This window comes from Nitratireductor indicus C115 (assembly GCF_000300515.1).
Lineage (GTDB): Bacteria > Pseudomonadota > Alphaproteobacteria > Rhizobiales > Rhizobiaceae > Nitratireductor > Nitratireductor indicus.
Genome location: NZ_AMSI01000011.1, coordinates 162550 through 177855 on the forward strand (window position 1 = coordinate 162550; position 15306 = coordinate 177855).

Below are 15306 nucleotides of genomic sequence, written 5' to 3' on the forward strand. Positions count from 1 at the left end.
TCTCTCAAGCGGCTCTGGAACTGGCGACGGCAACGCCGCGCTGTTCGAGCGGAACGAAGACCCGGTTTTCCGGTCCGGTATAATTGGCCGAGGGCCTGATGATCTTGTTGTCGCGGCGCTGCTCCATGACGTGCGCGGCCCAGCCGGTGGTTCGCGCAATCACGAAGAGCGGTGTGAACATGGCCGTGGGAACGCCCATCATGTGGTAGGAAACGGCGCTGAACCAATCGAGATTGGCAAACATCTTCCGCGCGCCAGCCATCGTTGTCTCGATGCGCTCGGCAATGTCGAACATCTTCATCGAACCAGCCTCCGCAGAAAGCTCGCGCGCCACCTTCTTGATCACCTCATTGCGCGGGTCGGCAATCGTGTAGACGGGATGGCCGAAACCGATGACAACCTCCCTTGCCTCCAGGCGGCTGCGAATGTCGGCTTCCGCCTCGTCAGCATCAAGGTAGCGCTTCTGGATATCGAAGGCCGCCTCATTGGCTCCGCCATGCTTTGGCCCGCGCAATGCGCCGATGGCTCCGGTTATCGCCGAATAGAGGTCGGACCCCGTGCCGGCGATGGAACGCGCGGTGAAGGTGGAGGCATTGAACTCGTGCTCCGCATAAAGGATCAGCGAGACATGCATCGCCTTCACATGAGAGGGCCTCGGCGTCTCGCCATGAAGCAAATGCAGGAAATGCGCACCGATCGTATCGTCCTGCGTCTCCACCTCGATGCGCCGTCCATTATGGGCGAAATGATGCCAGTAGAGCAGCATCGAGCCGAGCGAAGCGATCAGGCGATCGGCAATATCGGCAGCACCGGCAGGACTGTGGTCGACAGCTTCGGGGAGAACGCACCCCAGCGCCGAAACGCCCGAGCGCAGCACATCCATCGGATGCGTGGCTGCCGGCAGCAATTCCAGCGAGCGCTTGACCGCCACAGGCAGCCCCCGCAGCGCCCGGAGTTTCGCCATATAGGCCGAAAGCTCGGCCGGCGTCGGCAAGGCTCCGTGAATGAGCAGATGGGCAATCTCCTCGAAGGTGCAGCGATCGGCAATCTCGAGAATGTCATAGCCGCGGTAATGAAGGTCGTTGCCGGACCGGCCAACCGTACACAAGGCAGTGTTGCCGGCGACGACCCCCGAAAGGGCCACGGACTTCTTGGGCTTCGGCGCGCTCATGAGGCTCCTCCCTGTTTCCTGTTCCAATCAAAAATGCCGTGTGCGGCGGATGAGCCGAGCTTTCCGGGCAGAGCCTCGAAGGTGAGGCCCTGCAATTCCTGCGGGGAGAGCTCAGTCAGGCGCTCGACGGCGGCAATGAAGCGATCCTGCTCCGCCGGAGAGACGACGCCATCGGCCAGGGTGCGGAACTTGCGCACATAATCGGGACGCGAGAACGGGCGCGCGCCAAGCGGATGGGCGTCGGCAATCGCCAGTTCATCCTCGATGGTGCTGCCGTCTTCGAGCGTCACCACCACACGACCACCGAACGCCTTTTCCTCGGGGTCGCGGCTGTGATAGCGGCGCGTCCATTCCGGATCCTCGACGGTGCTGATCTTGTGCCAGAGGGCAACCGTCTGTGGCCGGGCGGCACGCTCGGGCGCGTAGGAGCGCTCGTGGTGCCAGCCCCCATCCTCCAGGGCCACGGCGAAGATATACATGATCGAATGATCCAGCGTTTCGCGGCTTGCCGCGGGGTCCATCTTCTGCGGATCGTTAGCACCCGTGCCGATCACATAATGGGTGTGGTGGCTGGTGTGGATGACGATAGTCCGCACCTTGGCGAGATCACCGATCTTCGGCCTCATGCGGCGCGCGAGGTCTATCAGGGCCTGGCTCTGATATTCGGCGGAATGTTCCTTGGTGTAAGTGTCGAGAATGGCCCGCTTCGGCTCGCCCTTTTCGGGAAGGGAGACGTGATATTCGGCTCCCGGACCGCCCAGCAGCCAGGCAATGAAGCCGTCCTCGCCTTCCCACGCCGGAGAAGGTGCGCCCTCCCCGCGCATCACGCGATCCACCGCCTCAATCGCCATCTTGCCGGCAAATGCGGGCGCATAGGCTTTCCAGCTTGAAATCTCGCCCTTGCGCGACTGGCGCGTGGTTGTGGTCACATGCAGCGCCTGCTGCACCGCCTGATAGATCGTTTCCACCGGCAGATCGAGGGCGGCGCCGATGCCTGCTGCGGCCGAAGGCCCAAGATGAGCGATATGATCGATCTTGTGTTCATGCAGGCAGATGCCCTTCACAAGGTCCACCTGGATTTCGTAGCCGGCCGCAATGCCGCGCGCGAGCGCGGCGCCCGATAAGCCGCAATGCTGCGCAACGGCGAGGATCGGCGGAATATTGTCTCCCGGGTGCGAATAGTCGGCAGCCAGGAAGGTGTCGTGGAAATCGAGTTCGCGCACCGCAACGCCGTTTGCCCAGGCAGCCCATTCCGGCGAAACGCGATCGGCAGCCGCAAGCCCGAAGACGGTAGCGCCGGGCCTAAAGGCATGCGCGACCGCCTGTGCCCGGGCGCTTTCCACCGGACGGCGCGCCACCGACGCCGCCGCCACAGCGGCATTGTCGATAATGCGGTTGCCGATCATCTCAACTACATCGGCTTCGAGCGATACGTCATCGGCGGCAACAGAGGCGATCTTCCAGGCGAGCTGATCCTCGCGCGCCAATTTTTCGGCGGACTTGTGGGTGCGGACCTTATGCGTTTTCACGTAGTGACTTCCTCTGGCTTTGCTTGATTTGGAATGGGCGTGGGCACGCCGTCGGCATTGACGGCCACCATCATGAAGCGACCGCTGAGCGCCATGTCCGACACCCCTGCATCTGGGTCCTCGGCTTCCACCTCAACGAGGACGGTCATCGAGGAGCGCCCGCGAAAGACGACACGGGCGCGGATATCGGCGATCTCACCAAGCCGGAACGGCTTGTGGAACTCGATACTGTCTGCCTTCGCCATGACGACCGGGCACCGGGCATAACGGGCAGCACAGACAAAAGCGGCCTTGCCCATCAGATGCAGCGCATTGGCGCCGTAAAGTGTGCCGTAATGATTGGTAAGGCTCGGAATGACCAGTTCGAAAAAGCGGACCTCGCCCTCCGGGGATGCATGTAGCTCCACTTGCCTGCCTCCAGAATTGTGCGGAACCCTCTTTTCTCATTCGCAATATCCGCATAGTTTGAACGACGTAAATCACTGAAAAAGCAGAGGTTTGCGAAGATTAATCTGCAAATTTGCAAAGTTTGCAAATCCGCAGAGGAGGAGAAGTACCTTGAAGAAGCTGTTCATGGGGGTGCGGCTGAAACGGCTGCGCGAGGAACGCCGGCTTACCCAGCAGGCGCTTGCTGACGCCATCGGAATATCGCTCAGCTATCTCAATCAGATCGAGAACAACCAGCGCCCGCTGACAGTGCCCGTGCTTCTCAAGCTCAATGCGGCCTTCGGCGTGGACGTGCAGCTCTTTTCCGACGAGGACGAGGCCAGGCTCGTGGGGGAGCTGCGCGAGGCGCTGTTTGATCCTGCCCTCGGCGAGGAAATCTCCACCGCTGAACTGAAGGAGATCGCGACCAATATGCCGGCCATCGGGCGCGCGCTGGTCGGGCTGCACAAGCGCCTCGGGCGCGCGCTCGATCAGGCCAATGCGCTTGGCGCGCATCTTGGCGACAACCGGCAGGATGCCACACTGCCCCTTGCCAATGCCCCGTTCGAGGAAGTGCGTGACTATTTCTACGCCCGACACAACCATATCGATATTCTGGACCGGACTGCGGAGGAGACGGCGCAGGCACTCCAAATGCCGACCGGACGAATGGCAGCCGCCCTCGAAAAGCACCTTGGCGAACGGCATGGCGTGCGCGTCGTCCTGCGCGAGCAGGAGGGTACGCAACGCCATTTCGATACCAAAACCCGCGTGCTTGCGCTATCGCGCCGGCTGAGAAGCGGGCAGCAGGCATTTCAGATGGCGACACAGCTCGCATTTCTGGAATTCAGCCAGTTGCTCGACGAGCTCATCGCCGATGCGTCCTTCTCCAATGCCGAAGCCCGAACGCTGGGCCGGATCGGCCTCGCCAATTATTTCGCCGGTGCGCTCGTCCTGCCCTACCGCGCCTTTCTCGAAGCCTCGGAAGAGCTGCGTTACGACATCGAGCTTCTGGGACAGCGCTTCGGCGTCGGCTTCGAGACGGTGTGCCACCGGCTCAGCACCCTGCAACGGCCCGGCGCGCGCGGCGTTCCCTTCTTCTTCATCCGGGTAGACAGGGCAGGCAATATCTCGAAGCGGCAGTCGGCCACCGATTTTCATTTTTCGCGTGCCGGCGGGACCTGCCCGCTGTGGAATGTCTATGAGGCGTTCTCACATCCGGGCCGCATGCTGACCCAGCTTGCCGAAATGCCGGACGGGCGAACCTATCTGTGGATCGCACGCATGGTCAGACATGCGAGCGGCGGCTATGGCGCGCCAGACAAAAGCTTTGCCATCGGGCTTGGCTGCGACCTGCAGCACGCGCCGAAACTCGTCTATTCCAAGGGGCTCAGGCTGGACGACGCACTTGCACGCACACCCATTGGCGCGGGCTGCAAGATTTGCGAGCGCCCGTCCTGCCCGCAGCGAGCGTTTCCTCCCGTCGTCAAGCCTTTCGCCATCAACGAAACACGTAGTTCCTTCTCGCCCTATTCCTGACGGTCGGAGCCGATCATCCTGCAAAGGCTTCCGCGTAGATATCAGGCTTGAAACCCACGAGACGACGGTTCCCCATATCGAGAACGGGCCGCTTTATGAGGCTTGGCTGCTCCTGCATCAGGCGCAGGGCCTTCTCCTCGGTCATATCCGCCTTTTCAGTGTCGGGGAGCTTGCGAAATGTGGTGCCGGCGCGATTCAGGAGTTTTTCCCAACCGACCTCGCCTGCCCAGGCCTTGAGCCTGTCGCCGTCGATACCTGCCGTCTTGTAATCATGAAACTCATAGGGAACGCCATGTTCCTCAAGCCAGCTGCGCGCCTTCTTCATCGTGTCGCAGTTCTTGATCCCGTATATCACCACACCATTTTGCCGGGGCATGAGCTTCTCCTGTCTGCTTGCTGCCGAAACTGTCAGCGTACGCTGTCCGCAGCCGGTATCTGATGAGCATAATAATCGTGCGGCCTGTTATTTCTCGCATACCGCCATGCGGCAAGCTACAATACAGCCGCCTTCCGCGAACAGGTTGGGATGCAAGCAGGGGATGGATTTCATGAATATTATCCGCAAGCTGCAGAACACTCTTGCTGCTTTCCTGCTTCTGGCCTCTTGCCCAACCGTCATTGCCCAGGAACTGGAAAAGCCCCAAGGCGATGTCATTTTGAAAATTACCGGGCATATATCCCGGACCAATGAAAATGGCGTCGCTCTCTTCGATATGGCGATGCTTGAGGCACTTCCACAGACGAGTTTTCAAACCACAACCATATGGACTGAAGGCAAGATCACCTTCAGCGGCGTCTCGCTGCATGATCTTCTGATCGCAGTGGGAAGCAGCGGCGCACGCCTGCGCACCCTGGCTCTAAACGACTATGCAGTGGAAATTCCCGTTTCGGAGGCCATCGAAGGCGGCCCCATCGTGGCAACGCGCGCCGACGGCGCATACATGTCCGTCCGCGAGAAGGGCCCGCTCTGGATTGTCTACCCTTTCGACCTCCAGGCGCGCTATCGTTCTGAACTCACCTACTCGCGAAGCATCTGGCAGTTGCGCGAAATCGCTGTTGTCGACTAGCCCACTTTATCTTTTCATTGAAGTACTGCCTTGTCCCCATCTCTTTGTTTTTCCTCATTTATGCGGATATCGGGCAATTCCAGGCGGCTGCAAAATGCTATAGCGGAGCAACCGCCACGCACCTTGGAATTTCAAACGGCTATGGCGGGAGCGCTGCGGAAAACGCATACTCCGGGAAAATGGGGCATATCATATGATTCACGACTACTGCGTCATCGGCGGCGGCATCGTCGGCCTTGCCACCGCCATGCGCCTTCTGGAAGACAATCCCGGATGCAGCCTGATACTTCTGGAAAAAGAAGATGCGCTCGGCAAACACCAGACCGGGCACAATAGCGGCGTCATCCATGCAGGCATCTATTACCCGCCAGGCAGCCTGAAAGCGGAACTCTGCCGCAAGGGAGCCGAAGCAACCAAGCAGTTCTGCGCGGAAAACGACATTCCCTTCGAGGTGTGCGGAAAACTGCTGGTTGCGACATCCGACATCGAAATGCAGCGCATGGATGCTCTTTTCGAACGTTCCAAGCAGAACACAATCGAGGTTCACAGGGTGAGCCAGGGCGAATTGCGGGAACGCGAGCCCAATATCAGCGGTCTCGGCGCCCTTTTCGTGCCGGCAACCGGCATCGTCAGCTATGCGCAGGTCTGCCAGGCGATGGGGCGGCGGATCGAGGCGCTCGGGGGCGACATCCGCCTCTCGACACGCGTGACGGGCATACGCGAAGCCGTCGATGCAGTCGACATTGCCTCCGAGGGCGAGAACTGGCGTGCGAAGAAGCTCGTTGCCTGTGCCGGACTCCAGTCGGACCGCCTCGCCGTTCTGGCAGGGCTTGAGATCGAACATCGTATCGTGCCGTTCAGGGGAGAATATTACCGCCTTCCCCCAGCGAAGAACGACATCGTCAAGCACCTGATCTACCCCATTCCAGATCCTGCCCTTCCCTTTCTGGGCGTCCATCTCACCCGCATGATCGACGGCAGCGTGACGCTCGGGCCGAACGCGGTGATCGGCTTTGCCCGCGAGGGGTATCCGCGTTTCTCGCTCAATCTGGGCGATGTTGCCGATTATGCGTTCTTCAAGGGGTTCTGGAAGACGGTTCTCGCACACAGGAAATCCGCCGTCACGGAAATGCGCAATTCACTTTGGAAGCGCGGCTATCTCGATGCCTGCCGGACCTATTGTCCCAGTCTGGAAATCGAGGATCTGCTGCCGCATGAAGCGGGCATCCGCGCCCAGGCGGTGCAACCGGATGGCACGCTCATTCACGATTTCCTCTTCGTGAAGACGGACCGGATGCTGCATGTCTGCAACGCCCCGTCTCCGGCCGCGACTTCGGCCATTCCCATTGCCGAAATGATTGTTGGGCGACTGGCCGAGACGGCCTGACCCGATGTGCCGCACGGCGCGCTCAAGCCTGAATTTGGGCCTGTTCCCAATTCAGGCTTCAAAGGTCAGTTCTACTCGCCCCACAATTCTCAGGGTATGACTGTTCAGTTTGAGAACTTCGCTTTGGGTTCAGATTGGCAGCTCGTTTGACCGGCAACTCGTAGGCGCCCGGCTCAAGCAAACCGTCAATGTCTGCCTCATTGGGCATAGGATCGATCATTTCCCTCGCGAAGACGACGTTGCGATAAGCCAGCCACCGCGAAACCAGCGGCCTCGACGGCAGCGCGGATCGAGCGGCCAATGTCCACAGCCCTGGGCGTGTCGCTATGAACCAGGATTGAATGCGCCCGTGTGTGAATGGTTTTACCGCTGATCGTATCGATCGTGCCTTCAACGATTGCCTGGGTCACGCGCCGCGTGATTTCCTCGGGGTCTGCGATGACGGATCCATCCACGCTGCGGGCCACGAGTTTTCCCGCATCGTCATAGGCGCGGTCGGCGAGGAAGAGGCAGGCAACGCGCATTCCCGCCACGCGCGCAGCACGCTCAGCCTCCGTATTGGGCAAGGTCACCACGATCATCTCGGGATCAAATGCCTTGTAGGCGCGGATCAGCGAAGCGGCCAGATCGGCATCTGCAAGGGACATGTTTCCGAGCGCCCCATGGGCGCTCACATGGCCGACCTTGCCCCCTTGGGCCGCCGCAATCGCCTCCAGGGCGCCGAGTTGGTAAAGAACCGAGGTCTCCAGTTCGCGGCTTCCCATAGGGATCGCACGGCGACCGAACCCCATGCGGTCGGCAAAGCCCACATGGGCCCCGATATCCACGCCGTTGCGCATGGCAATCCGCACGGTCTCGTCCATGATAACCGGATCGCCGGCATGAAAACCGCAGGCGATGTTCGCCGACGAGACGATGGACAGAAGCGTTTCGTCATCTGCGATGCGGTAGGGGCCAAACCCCTCCCCCAGATCCGAATTGATGTCGATCATCTTCTGCATTCTAGATCTCCTCATATTCGAAAAGAGCCTGTCCGAACTCCACCGCTTCGCCCTCGTGGACCAGCGGCGAGCCAAGGCGTCCCACCCGGCTCGCCACCACCGGAAGTGCCAGCGGGCCGGCATCGATGAAAGCGACGATATCTCCGCTCGAAGCCGCCCCATCGCAAGCTCCTCCGCCGGCGCGGAACAGGCCAGGGGCCGTAGCCCGAACGGTATCGGCAGGCATCTTCCCGGCGAATGCCGGGATCGCCTTTTCGGGGAAGGCCCTGTCCAGCCGCAGGCGGAGCGAGAAGCCGCCCTGCTCCACCTCAAGCCCATATGCCCCCGCAGCGCGCATGCGCTCCGCGAGTTCGGCGATTTCGGACGGCTTCACGGTTTCGGCCTCATGGCGGCAAGCGATACGAAATGAGCGACCTTACGCAGAAAGGCGTCTTCCTCATGCGCGATGGCCAGCGCCTCGCGCTGCGATACCTCCACGAAACGAACCGTTTCGCCGGGCCTCGACTGGGCAAGACGCCTCAAATCTGCTGCGATGATCATGCCAAGTCTAGGGTAGCCACCACAGGTATTGCCATCGACCATCTGCACAACCGGCTGTCCGGAAGGAGGAAGCTGCACCACGCCCGGCAGAATGCCATGGGAGAAAAGCTCCATCGGCGTGTCGAGTTGCAGCTCCGGCCCGCCGAGACGATAGCCGACGCGGCTGCTGTCGCGCTCCAGCCGCCACATGCTCTCCCAGAAGGCATCCCGGCTTGCCGGCGTCAATGCGCCGTATTCGGCAGCGGTGATGATGCGCAGGTTCACCGGCTCGTGCGGCGTCTTATCCAAAAGCCTCGGTGAAAGACCGAAACCGGCCTCGGGACCGGCCATTGCAGGCGCTGGATTGGCGATGGTGTTCACCTTCAAAAGATCATTCGGCTTGAGCGCGCGCCCTTCCACCCCACCGAAACGACCTTTCAGATCAGTACTTGCGGAACCAAAGACAGGCTCAACGGAGAAACCACCGGCAATAGCGAGGTAAGCAAAAGAAGCATCGCGCGGTGGATACAAGCCAAGTACTTGTCCCTTCCGCCCGCGCATCGTCCACCAGGGCGGGAGGGGACGGCCATCGAGGCATGCGGCGCAATCGCCGCCGGTAATGGCAAAGGCCATATCCCGCTCGAAGCGGATGGATAGGCCGGAGGCGGCGATCTCGATACCCGCAGCCCCCTGCTCGTTCCCAAGAAGGAGGTTCGCCAGCCTCAGGGCAAATGGATCCATGGCTCCGGCAAGGCCGACGCCTGAAGCGCGGTATCCGGGGCGTCCGAGATCCTGAAGGGTGATCATCGGTCCGGAGGCGAGCACCGTTATCATGCGCGCACCTCGTCGATGCGGAAACGGATGCGGTCGCCAGGGGCAAGCAGGATCGGTATTTCGCGATCCGGGTCGAAGAGCTTCGTTTCCGTGCGTCCGATAATATGCCAGCCGGATGGGGAATCGCAGGAGATGACGCCGGTCTGTGCGCCGCCGATCACCAGGCTGCCCGCCTTAACGCGGGTACGTGGCACCTTGCGGCGCGGCGTGGCAAGACGCTCGTCCATGCCGGCGAGATAGGCGAAACCCGGCTGCGAACCCAGGCAATAGACCGTGCATTCGCTGGCGGCATGGAGTTCGGCCACAGCGCCGACCGACAGGCCGGCATGGTGCGCAACCTCTTCGATGTCCATCCCCGCCTCCCCGCCATAGCGGACCGGAATTTCCACGATACGGCCCTCGCGCCGCTCCACATCCAGAGTTGACCAGGCCTGCTCCACGGCAGCGCACATGGCTTCGAAATCTGCGGCGGCGGGATCATAGACAAGAAGGAGATTGTTCATGCCCGGAACTACCTCGCGCAGATGCGGCCAGCCGGAGACAAGCTCGGCAAGTCCCCAGATACGCTCCTGGACCGCGTGATCGAGCCTTGCGCCGGCTGCGTCGCAGTGGAGCCCTGCCTCGCCGAAGGGGCTGAACCGCATGGGTAAGATTTCAGGCATCCCGCGACTCTTTCAAAAGGCGCTCCAGATGGTGGATGTTGCATCCTCCGGCCATAAAGCCTTGATCTTCGAGAAGACGGTGGTGCAGCGTCACATTGGTTTCTATGCCCTCCACGACCATTTCACGCAACGCCCCGCGCAAACGCGCCAGAGCTTCATCACGCGTGCGACCGTGGGCGATCACCTTGCCAATCATAGAATCGTAGTTGGGTGGAACTCGATAGCCCGCAACGACATGGGAATCGACACGAACGCCCACACCACCCGGCGCATGCCAGCGCCGCACCTCTCCCGGCGAGGGCGCAAAGCTACGCGGGTTCTCTGCGTTGATGCGGCACTCAATGGCGTGACCGGAAAGGACGACATCCTCCTGGCCGAACGAAAGGGGCTCGTCCCGCGCAATGCGGATCTGCTGTTCCACCAGATCGATGCCGGTCACCATTTCGGTCACCGTGTGCTCGACCTGGAGCCGGGTGTTCATCTCGATGAAATAGAGTTCACCATCCTCGTAGAGAAACTCGAACGTGCCCGCGCCACGATAGCCAATCCGCCGGCAGGCTTCGGCGCAGCGGGCACCCACCCGCTCCAGCAGCGCGCGCGGAACGGCCGGTGCGGGCGCTTCCTCGATTACCTTCTGGTGACGGCGCTGCATGGAACAATCGCGCTCGCCGAGCCACACGGCATTGCCGTGCCCATCCGCGAGGACCTGGATTTCGATGTGGCGCGGGCGCTCGAGGAATTTTTCCATATAGAGCGAGGGATTGCCGAAGGCGCGCTGCGCCTCCTCGCGGGTAATCGCGATGGCCTCCAGCAGCTCCTCCGCCTGATGCACGATGCGCATGCCCCGGCCGCCGCCGCCGCCCGTCGCCTTGACAATAACGGGAAAACCGATCCCTCGCGCCATCTCGAGGCAGGCCGCACCGTCCTCGGGCAAGGCGCCCTCGGAGCCGGGCACGCAGGGAACCGCAGCTTCGATCATGGCCTGCTTGGCCGATATCTTGTCGCCCATGCAGCGGATCGCCGATGACGGAGGGCCGATGAATATGCGCCTCGCCTCCTCGATCTTGTGGGCGAACAGCGCATTCTCGGACAGAAAGCCATAGCCTGGATGAATGGCATCGGCGTCTGTCATTTCGGCCGCGAACAGGATGGCGGACATATCGAGATAGCTTTTCGCCGGGGCGGCGGGACCGATGCAGACGGCCCGATCGGCCAACCCCACATAGGGCGCCTCGCGGTCGGCTTCGGAATAGACCTGTATGACCTCGATGCCCAGCAGGCGGCAGGCGCGCTGGATGCGCAATGCGATCTCGCCCCGGTTGGCGATCAACACGCTGCGCAGGGTTCTTGAAGCGCTCATGGTTTCCTGCGTTGGTCTCATTTCAGGACAACCGGAACAGCGGCGATCCATATTCAACGCTCCCGCCATCCTCGGCCAGTATCGCCGCGACAACCCCATCGTAGGGCGCGGTCACGTGATTGAGCGTCTTCATCGCCTCGATAATGCCAAGCACCTGGCCACTCACCACGGATGCGCCGGGCTCGACAAAGGGCGCTTCCTCGGGACCGGGCCTACGGAAAAAGATGCCGAGCATGGGAGCAGGCACGATTTCCCCCTCGACCTCGTTCGTCGCGATCTGCAGGGATGCGGCCGGAGGCGGTTCGCTCGGCTTCGGAGCGCATAAGGCCGTTCCTGCTTCCGCCAGAACGCGAATTTTCTTATCGCCTTCGGTGATTTCCAATTCGGCTATTCCGCCACCTCTCACGAGGTCGACATAAGCCTTGATCCTGTCGAGTTCCACGGTTTTCCGGCTCCCCGTTCTTTAAGGAAAGTCATGACGAAAAGCCGATGCGCAAAAAAGCGATAAATTCGCATTTTGAATCATTCAAAAAAAAGATAAATGGACAATGCGGGGTTCGGCGACGGCTCTGCCGGCTCAAGACATCCCGGAAATTCCGACGCGAGGAGAATGCCCATCCCTTGCAACATGCCCGCCCCATGCCCGCGCGCGCAGCGGCCTGCGCACAGAGAACCCCGCGAACTCATAAAATAAAGAGATCAAATACGATCTATTATTATCGCTATTCAGTATGGAATAATTATGAAACTGTAAATAGCTGATAACAAAGGGCCTTTCCGCGAAACCTTGCCGTCTGCACGGGCTCTCACAGAAAAGGGGAAATCCATGTTCAAATCACTTCTCTCTCTCGCATTCACCGCGTCGATGGCACTCGGCGCGACATCGGCTGTGGCGCAGACCAATTGGGATCTACCGCTTGCCTGGCCTGCCGACAACTACATTACCAAGAACGAACAGCGCTTCGCAGACGAGGTGAAGGCCGCGACCAATGGCGAAGTGGCGATCACGCTGCATCCCGGCGGCTCGCTGGGCTTCAAGGGCCCCGAGATGTTCTCCGCCGTTCGCGATGGCCTGGTGCCGATCGGCGACATGCTGCTCAACCAGCAGGTGGGCGAGAACAAGCTGATGGGTCTTGAATCCCTGCCCTATCTGATCGGCAGCTTCGACGAGCTGCGCGCCTTCCAGAAGCACTACCGGCTGCTTCTGGACGAGGTGTTCGGCGCCGCGAACCAGAAAGTGCTCTTTACCATTCCCTGGCCGCAGCAGCAGATCTTCACCAAGACCGAGATCAGCACCATCGGTGACATGAGCGGCATCAAGATCCGCTCCTACGACAAATCCTCGACGGAGATCTTCCAGGCCGCCGGTATGACGCCGGTGCAGCTTCCCTGGGGCGAGGTCATACCGTCGCTCGCCGCCGGCGCGATCGATGCCGTCGCCACCTCGTCTCCCTCGGCCATCGACGGCGCGTTCTGGGAATTCCTGAAATACGCCTATCCGACCCGCCAGACATGGAACACCAATGTGGTGAGCGTCAATCTGGATGCCTGGAACGCCCTGAGCGAGGAGCAGCAGGGCCAGATTACGGCTATCGCCGAGAAACTGGAACCGGAATTCTGGACCGCCGCGCAGGAGGTCGACACCAGTGCGATGAAGACGCTCGCCGATAACGGCATGGTGATCGGCGAGCTCTCCGAGGAGACCCGCACGGAACTGCGCGAGCGCGCCGCGCCACTGCGCGAGGCCGCCCTTAACGAGATGGGCGACAAGGCCAAGGCCGTTGTCGAAGCATTCCAGAAGCAGTAATCAATAAGCGCGCCGGCTAACAAAGCCGGCGCTGTTCTCTTGCCCGCTGGGCGGGCACCCGCATGCGAGACTGCGGCAGCTCGCGCTCGCATCCTTCTTTCCAGGAGAGAAACCGATGTGGCAGGCCGTCAATTCGCTGGTCGATCGCTTTTCCCGCATGCTCGCCTATCTTTCCGGCGGCGCGATCCTGCTTATCGCCATAATGCAGATGGCCGAGATCGTCCTGCGCAACGGAGCCGGCATAAGCCTGCCCTTCGTGTGGGAATACGCCTCCTATCTCCATGTCAGCGCCATTTTCCTGGGCGCGGCCTTCACGCTTCGGACCGACGGCCATATCCGCGTCACGCTGATCCGCGGTCTCAATCCACGCCTCTTCGAAATCTTGGCAACTGTAGTTGGACTGGCAATCTCCGCCTATCTGACAAAGGCGCTTTTCGGATTGGCATGGGGATATGGCATCACGGGGCGCACTTCCGGCACGATCAATAATGTCCCGCTCGTCATTCCGGCCATCTTCGTCTCGGCAGGTGCCGTGATGCTGACGCTGCAACTCGCGCTGCGTCTCGTCCAGGCGCTCATCGGCAGCCCGCTCGTGGTGCCGTGGAACGAAACCTCACGAGCCGACTGAGCGGAAGGAAACCGAGACGATGCCAATTCTCACGACGATTCTCCTCTTCCTCCTGCTCCTGACCAGCGGCGCCTGGGTCGGCCTTGCCCTGATGGGCGTGGGCATCGGCGGGCTCAGCCTGTTCCGCTCCCTGCCGGTGGACAAGGTCCTCGCGCAGACCGTCTGGAACGGGCTCACCTCGCCGGAACTGGTGGCCCTTCCGCTGTTCATCCTCATGGCGGAACTCCTGTTCCGCTCGCGCTTCATCGACGGGCTTTTCAGCGCGCTCGAACCGTGGGTGCGCCGCCTGCCCGGCGGGCTCCTGCATACGAACGTGCTCGGCTGCACCTTCTTCGCCCTTATCTCGGGCTCTTCGGCGGCCACGACCAGCGCCGTCGGCCGCATCACGGTGCGCGAACTGGAAAAGCGAGGCTATGAACGCTCGGTCGTCATGGGCTCGCTGGCCGGAGCCGGCACGCTGGGTTTCCTCATCCCGCCAAGCGTGATCCTGATCATCTACGGCGTTCTCGCGCAGACCTCGGTTCTCAAGCTCTTTGCCGCGGGCATTCTGCCAGGCCTCTTGCTGGCGGGCATGTTCGTGCTCTATCTCGGCATCCGCGCTATCGTCCTGAAGCGGCAATATGAACCCGAGCAGAGTTCTTCCGAAAACATCTGGAAGGAACGCCTGCGCGCCTTTCCCACGCTCCTGCCCTTCTTCATCCTGATGGGCGTACTGCTCGGCTCCATGTATGGCGGCTTCGCAAGCCCGTCGGAAGCCGCCTCCGTCGCCGTTTTCACGACACTCGTCATCATGGCGGTGGAAGGCACGCTCAGCGTCAAGGCCGTGACGGACGCCTGCATCGGCACGGCGCGCACGGCGAGCATGCTCGGGCTCATCATTGCGGCGGCCTCGTTCCTCTCGACCGCGGCGGTCTATCTCGGCCTGCCGCAGGCGATTTCCGCACAAATCAATGCACTCGATCTCAGCCCCATGATGCTCATCGCGCTTCTGGTCATGATCTACATCGTGCTCGGTTGTTTCCTCGAAGGCATGTCGCTCATCGTCATGACGCTGCCCATTGTGCTGCCGCTGGTCACCAATGTGGGATACGACAAGATTTGGTTCGGCGTCTTCCTCGTAATCGTTGTGGAAATGGCGCAGATCACACCGCCGGTCGGTCTCAATCTCTTCGTCATCCAGGGTCTTACGGGCGAGAAGCTCGGACAGATCGCCAAGGCGGTCTTTCCCTTCTTTCTCATCATGATCGCCTTTGTGTTCCTGCTGGCCGCATTTCCGGAGATCGCGACCTTCCTGCCCGGCAAGCTCTGATCGTTCACGGAGCGCACGCGTGACAAGGCCCCGCGAGCTCAGGAAACCCGGTTTCCCAATGCCGGAA

Annotated in this window: 16 protein-coding genes; 6 read left to right on the plus strand and 10 right to left on the minus strand. The window is 61.1% G+C overall.

Annotated features, from left to right (window positions below; all coding sequences use genetic code 11):
• Positions 1–4 precede the first annotated feature (4 nt).
• The 3 genes from prpC to NA8A_RS16410 are packed head-to-tail and all read right to left on the minus strand — an operon-like array spanning position 5 to position 3107.
• Positions 5–1171, minus strand: coding sequence for a bifunctional 2-methylcitrate synthase/citrate synthase (gene prpC, locus NA8A_RS16400; protein ID WP_009451475.1), 1167 nt, complete (start codon positions 1169–1171; stop codon positions 5–7).
• Positions 1168–2700, minus strand: a complete 1533-nt coding sequence (locus NA8A_RS16405) for an MmgE/PrpD family protein (RefSeq protein ID WP_009451476.1) — start codon at positions 2698–2700, stop codon at positions 1168–1170. The genes prpC and NA8A_RS16405 overlap by 4 nt, the downstream gene beginning before the upstream one ends.
• Positions 2697–3107 carry an acyl-CoA thioesterase gene (locus tag NA8A_RS16410; protein ID WP_009451477.1) on the minus strand — a complete coding sequence of 137 codons (411 nt, stop codon included), beginning with the start codon at positions 3105–3107 and terminating at the stop codon, positions 2697–2699. Before NA8A_RS16410 ends, NA8A_RS16405 begins: the two co-directional genes overlap by 4 nt.
• A gap of 151 nt (positions 3108–3258) precedes the next feature.
• Here NA8A_RS16410 and NA8A_RS16415 point away from each other — a divergent pair, with 151 nt between their 5' ends.
• Positions 3259–4665, plus strand: a complete 1407-nt coding sequence (locus tag NA8A_RS16415; protein ID WP_009451478.1) for a short-chain fatty acyl-CoA regulator family protein — start codon at positions 3259–3261, stop codon at positions 4663–4665.
• 13 nt (positions 4666–4678) lie between these two features.
• On the opposite strand, the gene NA8A_RS16420 is transcribed toward NA8A_RS16415, so the two are convergent.
• Positions 4679–5041 (minus strand): ArsC family reductase, encoded by a 363-nt coding sequence (locus NA8A_RS16420; RefSeq protein WP_009451479.1) that lies wholly within the window; start codon positions 5039–5041, stop codon positions 4679–4681.
• On the opposite strand from NA8A_RS16420, the gene NA8A_RS16425 reads away from it, so the two are divergent.
• Complete coding sequence (locus tag NA8A_RS16425) at positions 5040–5732, plus strand: putative pterin-binding protein (protein ID WP_240532809.1); 693 nt, start codon at positions 5040–5042, stop codon at positions 5730–5732. The genes NA8A_RS16420 and NA8A_RS16425 overlap by 2 nt on opposite strands.
• Before the next feature lie 193 nt (positions 5733–5925).
• Positions 5926–7119, plus strand: a complete 1194-nt coding sequence (gene lhgO / locus NA8A_RS16430) for an L-2-hydroxyglutarate oxidase (RefSeq protein ID WP_009451481.1) — start codon at positions 5926–5928, stop codon at positions 7117–7119.
• 197 nt (positions 7120–7316) lie between these two features.
• Here the strand turns inward: lhgO and NA8A_RS16435 are convergent, their stop codons facing one another.
• Genes NA8A_RS16435 through NA8A_RS16460 form a run of 6 tightly spaced genes read right to left on the minus strand, consistent with a single transcriptional unit; the run spans position 7317 to position 11937 of the window.
• A complete protein-coding gene (locus tag NA8A_RS16435) occupies positions 7317–8120 on the minus strand; it encodes a LamB/YcsF family protein (protein WP_009451482.1) in 804 nt (267 codons plus the stop codon).
• Position 8121: 1 nt separating this feature from the next.
• Positions 8122–8493: a biotin/lipoyl attachment domain-containing protein gene (locus NA8A_RS16440; RefSeq protein WP_009451483.1), complete on the minus strand. Its 372-nt coding sequence runs from the start codon at positions 8491–8493 to the stop codon at positions 8122–8124.
• Entirely contained in the window at positions 8490–9473 is a 984-nt protein-coding gene (locus tag NA8A_RS16445) for a 5-oxoprolinase subunit C family protein (protein WP_009451484.1), read from the minus strand. Before NA8A_RS16445 ends, NA8A_RS16440 begins: the two co-directional genes overlap by 4 nt.
• On the minus strand, positions 9470–10135 hold the full coding sequence (gene pxpB, locus NA8A_RS16450; protein ID WP_009451485.1) for a 5-oxoprolinase subunit PxpB: 666 nt from the start codon (positions 10133–10135) through the stop codon (positions 9470–9472). Before pxpB ends, NA8A_RS16445 begins: the two co-directional genes overlap by 4 nt.
• Positions 10128–11495, minus strand: a complete 1368-nt coding sequence (accC, locus tag NA8A_RS16455; RefSeq protein WP_009451486.1) for an acetyl-CoA carboxylase biotin carboxylase subunit — start codon at positions 11493–11495, stop codon at positions 10128–10130. The genes pxpB and accC overlap by 8 nt, the downstream gene beginning before the upstream one ends.
• A 22-nt stretch (positions 11496–11517) precedes the next feature.
• A complete protein-coding gene (locus tag NA8A_RS16460) occupies positions 11518–11937 on the minus strand; it encodes an acetyl-CoA carboxylase biotin carboxyl carrier protein (protein ID WP_009451487.1) in 420 nt (139 codons plus the stop codon).
• Between the two features lie 384 nt (positions 11938–12321).
• Between NA8A_RS16460 and NA8A_RS16465 the strand changes: the two genes are divergently transcribed.
• The 3 genes from NA8A_RS16465 (at position 12322) to NA8A_RS16475 (ending at position 15239) form a co-directional block, all read left to right on the plus strand.
• Positions 12322–13302 carry a TRAP transporter substrate-binding protein gene (locus NA8A_RS16465; protein WP_009451488.1) on the plus strand — a complete coding sequence of 327 codons (981 nt, stop codon included), beginning with the start codon at positions 12322–12324 and terminating at the stop codon, positions 13300–13302.
• Between the two features lie 115 nt (positions 13303–13417).
• Positions 13418–13930 carry a TRAP transporter small permease gene (locus tag NA8A_RS16470; RefSeq protein WP_009451489.1) on the plus strand — a complete coding sequence of 171 codons (513 nt, stop codon included), beginning with the start codon at positions 13418–13420 and terminating at the stop codon, positions 13928–13930.
• Positions 13931–13949: 19 nt separating this feature from the next.
• Positions 13950–15239, plus strand: a complete 1290-nt coding sequence (locus tag NA8A_RS16475) for a TRAP transporter large permease (RefSeq protein WP_009451490.1) — start codon at positions 13950–13952, stop codon at positions 15237–15239.
• Positions 15240–15306 lie beyond the last annotated feature (67 nt).

Coding starts and splice junctions, on each gene's coding strand:
- pxpB (WP_009451485.1), bottom strand. CDS start 10,135: ATGCCTGAAATCTTACCCATGCGGTTCAGCCCCTTCGGCGAGGCAGGG.
- NA8A_RS16420 (WP_009451479.1), bottom strand. CDS start 5,041: ATGCCCCGGCAAAATGGTGTGGTGATATACGGGATCAAGAACTGCGAC.
- NA8A_RS16475 (WP_009451490.1), top strand. CDS start 13,950: ATGCCAATTCTCACGACGATTCTCCTCTTCCTCCTGCTCCTGACCAGC.
- NA8A_RS16470 (WP_009451489.1), top strand. CDS start 13,418: ATGTGGCAGGCCGTCAATTCGCTGGTCGATCGCTTTTCCCGCATGCTC.
- NA8A_RS16445 (WP_009451484.1), bottom strand. CDS start 9,473: ATGATAACGGTGCTCGCCTCCGGACCGATGATCACCCTTCAGGATCTC.
- lhgO (WP_009451481.1), top strand. CDS start 5,926: ATGATTCACGACTACTGCGTCATCGGCGGCGGCATCGTCGGCCTTGCC.
- NA8A_RS16465 (WP_009451488.1), top strand. CDS start 12,322: ATGTTCAAATCACTTCTCTCTCTCGCATTCACCGCGTCGATGGCACTC.
- accC (WP_009451486.1), bottom strand. CDS start 11,495: ATGAGCGCTTCAAGAACCCTGCGCAGCGTGTTGATCGCCAACCGGGGC.
- prpC (WP_009451475.1), bottom strand. CDS start 1,171: ATGAGCGCGCCGAAGCCCAAGAAGTCCGTGGCCCTTTCGGGGGTCGTC.
- NA8A_RS16425 (WP_240532809.1), top strand. CDS start 5,040: ATGAGCTTCTCCTGTCTGCTTGCTGCCGAAACTGTCAGCGTACGCTGT.
- NA8A_RS16435 (WP_009451482.1), bottom strand. CDS start 8,120: ATGCAGAAGATGATCGACATCAATTCGGATCTGGGGGAGGGGTTTGGC.